At 70.4% G+C, this 3,352-nt stretch carries 4 protein-coding genes; 2 read left to right on the top strand and 2 right to left on the bottom strand.

The genetic code is table 11. From position 1 onward, the window contains the following. The first annotated feature begins 238 nt into the window (after nt 1–238). Together D7V97_RS41470 and D7V97_RS41465 are read left to right on the top strand one after the other, a co-directional pair. The gene (locus D7V97_RS41470) at nt 239–1,381 is read left to right on the top strand and encodes a glycosyltransferase (protein ID WP_147445214.1); all 1,143 of its coding nucleotides are present in this window, start codon (nt 239–241) and stop codon (nt 1,379–1,381) included. Nucleotides 1,382–1,398: 17 nt separating this feature from the next. Next, entirely contained in the window at nt 1,399–2,529 is a 1,131-nt protein-coding gene (locus tag D7V97_RS41465) for a glycosyltransferase family 4 protein (RefSeq protein WP_158623569.1), read from the top strand. Between the two features lie 18 nt (nt 2,530–2,547). On the opposite strand, the gene D7V97_RS41460 is transcribed toward D7V97_RS41465, so the two are convergent. After that, complete coding sequence (locus D7V97_RS41460) at nt 2,548–3,018, bottom strand: NUDIX hydrolase (protein ID WP_120616055.1); 471 nt, start codon at nt 3,016–3,018, stop codon at nt 2,548–2,550. Then, a partial coding sequence (locus D7V97_RS41455; RefSeq protein ID WP_120616054.1) for a DUF2380 domain-containing protein occupies nt 3,015–3,352 on the bottom strand: 338 nt, incomplete at its 5' end. The genes D7V97_RS41460 and D7V97_RS41455, both read right to left, overlap by 4 nt.

Below are 3,352 nucleotides of genomic sequence, written 5' to 3'. Positions count from 1 at the left end.
TGGTGGGGCGGAGGGGCAGCGCGGACGGACGAAGGTCGACAGCCATGACGGGCTCCAGGAGCGACACAGGAGAGGAAGGGGAGGGGCGCGGGGCGCTGTGCGCCAGGGTGCTCCTCCGTACGCAGGGCTTCGGGGGCGGGTTACACGGCGGTGGTTTTCACTGGCTGACACCCGCCCGGACTCGGAGGCCTGGCTGGGGGTTGTGGGCTCCAGGCGCGTGCCTAGGTTGCCGGCGCCCATGAAGAATGAACTGCACCCGAAGGCGGCGAAGCCCGTCCGCGTGGCACACGTGATGTACGGCCTGGAGATGGGCGGACTGGAACAGCTGGTGGTCCGGCTGTCCGACCACGGCCGCTCCCGGGGCATCGACTCGGTGGTGCTGGCGCTGGGGCCCGACGGCCCGGTGCGCGAGCTGCTCCAGCGCGCCAACATCCCCACCGTGTGGCTGGGCGGGCTGGCGGGCATGACGCCCACGGCCATCCGCCGGCTGGCCCAGGAGGTGGACGCCTTCGGCGCCGACGTGGTGCATGGCCACGACGTGGGGCCCTGGCTCAACGCTGTCGCCACGAGGACGCTACGCCCGCGCACGCCCGTGCTGGGCACCTTCCATCAGACCGTGGAGCCGCAGGGCAAGCTGCGCCCCGCGGCCATGGCCGCCGCGGTCTTCACCCAGTCGCTGGTGGCGTGCGGCAGTGAGGTCCGCGCCAGCCTGGAGCGCTGGAGCCCGAAGCTGCTCTCCAACGTGGTCACCATCGAGAACGGCGTGCCGCTCACCGTGTCCACGGGCGCCGAGGCCCGCCGCGACGCGCGCGAGCGCCTGGGGCTGCCGCAGGACGCCACCGTGGTGGGCTACCTGGGCCGTCTGTCCGAGGAGAAGGGCCCGGACCTGCTCGTGGACGCGTTCCTGCGCCACTTCGCGGACGCGCCGGATATGCACCTGGTGATGATTGGCCCCGGCCCGATGGAGGCCTCGCTGCGCGCTCGCGCCGCCGCGTCTCCGCTCGCCGGTCGGGTGGACTTCACGGGCGCCCTGCTGGAGGCCAGCAAGCTTCTGCCTGCCTTTGATGTCTACGTTCAGCCCTCGCGTCGCGAGGGCCGCTCGCTGTCGCTGCTGGAGGCGATGGCGGTGGGCCTGCCCACGGTGTCGCACGCTATCCCCGCCATCCAGGAGGTGCACCGCGATGGCCAGACGGCGCTCCTCGTGCCGTCGGGTGACGTGGACGCGCTCGCGGGCGCGGTGAAGCGGCTGGCCCAGGACGCGGACCTGCGTGCGCGGCTGGGCGAGGCCGCGAAGCGCGAGGCGCAGCGCTACTCGCTCTCCACCATGGTGGACACGTACGCGCAGCTCTACCGGGGGGCCGCGGCTCGCGCCCAGGCGTGAGCGCGACGAAGCCACGGGTGACACCTTCCATCCTCCACGTGCGCAGTACGTGCGGCCTGTACGGCGCCGAGCGGGCGTTGCTGTCGCTGGCCGGAGCGACACCGTCCCCGTGGAGGGCGCAGGTGTGCAGTCTCGTGTCTCCGGGACGCGCGGACGTGCTCTCGGGCGCCGCGCGCGAGCAGGGGTTGGATGCCCTGACGCTGGAGGTGCCCGGCCGCTTCAGCGCGATGGCCGTGGCCACGCTGGCTTCGGAGGTGCGCCGCCGGGGCGTGGGCCTGATCCACGCGCATGACTACAAGTCGCTCACGCTGGGCGCCGCGGCGAGCGCGCTGGCCGGAGTGCCCCTGGTGGCGACGTACCATGGGGACACCGGCGCCACGCCCGCGTTGATTGCCTATGAGGGATTGGCGCGCGTGCTGGGCAACTGCACGAGCGCGGTGGCGGCGGTGTCCCGGGAACTGGCCACGCGCCTGCGCCGGTACGTGCACCGCTCGCCGGTGGTGTACATCCCCAACGCGTTGCCGCTCGCGAAGGCCTGCACGGAAGCAGAGCGGCTCCAGGCCCGTGAGGCGCTGGGCCTTTCGCCTGACGTGTCTGTCATTGCGTTGGTCGGGCGGCTGTCAGTGGAGAAGGGGCCCCAGGTGCTCCTGGAGGCCCTGCGGATCTTGGATCGGACGCCCGGCGCCACGGTGCCCACGCTGTTGCTCGTGGGAGATGGTCCCCTGCGGGAGTCGCTGGAGGTCCAGGCTCAAGGGCTGCCAGTGCACTTCCTGGGGTTCCGTTCGGACGTGCGGGACGTGTACGCGGCGGCGGACGCGGTGGTGATGCCTTCTCTGCGGGAAGGCATGCCCCTGGTCGCGCTGGAGGCGATGGCGGCGGGACGGCCGCTGATCGCTTCGGGCGTCGGTGAGTTGCCGCACGTCCTGGGCACGGGGCGCGGGCTGGTGGTGCCTCCGGGCGACGCGAACACGCTGGCCTCCGCGCTCGCGGGGCTGCTGTCGGCGCCGGGCTGGCGAGAGCGGATGGCCAGTGCTGCCCGCGAGTACGTGGTGGCCCACCATGCGCCGGAGCGGATGGCGCAGCGCTACGTGGAATCGCTCTACCTGCCGGCCCTGGATGCGCCCGTGTCACACGCGGCGGTCGGGTAGGGGAGCCGCCGCTTCCGGTCAGGCTTCCTCGTCCGGCAAGAGCGTGCGGAGAAACTCGTCGTCGGGGCCAAGCGGACGCCAGCCAGCAGGGGGCGGATTGGCGAGGAGCGACGTCCTGCATTGGCGTGCGCGCTCCTTATGCGTGTCTGGAGTAAAGGCAATCCAGGGGCCAAGTGCCTTGGCAACCTTGAAGCGGTTGTCGTCATCCAACACGGCCGGCCAACCAGCAGGGATGCTCCCCCACAGCTCGCGCACAAGTTGTCCACGTACCAAGCGGGTCACTTGCTTGCCTCTCACCGCTTCAGCCACCAGTCCATCGTACACCTGAATTCCAGCAACGTCGTCCGGACCCAACTCCTCGGCCAGCGCCACCAACGATGCGGTGGGTCGGGCCTCGGCAAAAGCCGTGAGTGAGTCGTAGCCCCGCTCGCGGACGCGCTCATACAAGCGGGCCTTCCAGTTCTCCCGCCATGAACGTCCGTCGATCATCGGCTCCTCCCTTTCGTGAACGTGATTGGGACTTTGTAGATCTTCATACGCTCCACGACGATGTCCAGGACCTGATTCCGCGTCAACCTCCGACCTGCCGTGATCTCAGCTTCGTGCAGAGCCTCCATGATCATCCGGTTCCACTCACCGGGCCACATGCGTCCCAGCTTCCAGTTGCCTCCACCGTGAATCGCCTCATGATCGGCCTGTTCCAGCCGGACGCAGAACTGGTCGATGTCCATGTCGCCCCTGAAGCCGCGCCGCTCGAACCACTCGCGGTGCTCCTGCGGCAGCACGTGGTGTTTCGGAGCGTCCGACATGCCCGCCCCCGCCC

Origin of the sequence: Corallococcus sp. CA053C, from assembly GCF_003611675.1 — a bacterium.
In the GTDB taxonomy this organism is placed as follows: domain Bacteria; phylum Myxococcota; class Myxococcia; order Myxococcales; family Myxococcaceae; genus Corallococcus.
Note: the sequence above shows the minus strand (reverse complement) of the source record. Positions and strands in the feature narration are given on the sequence as shown.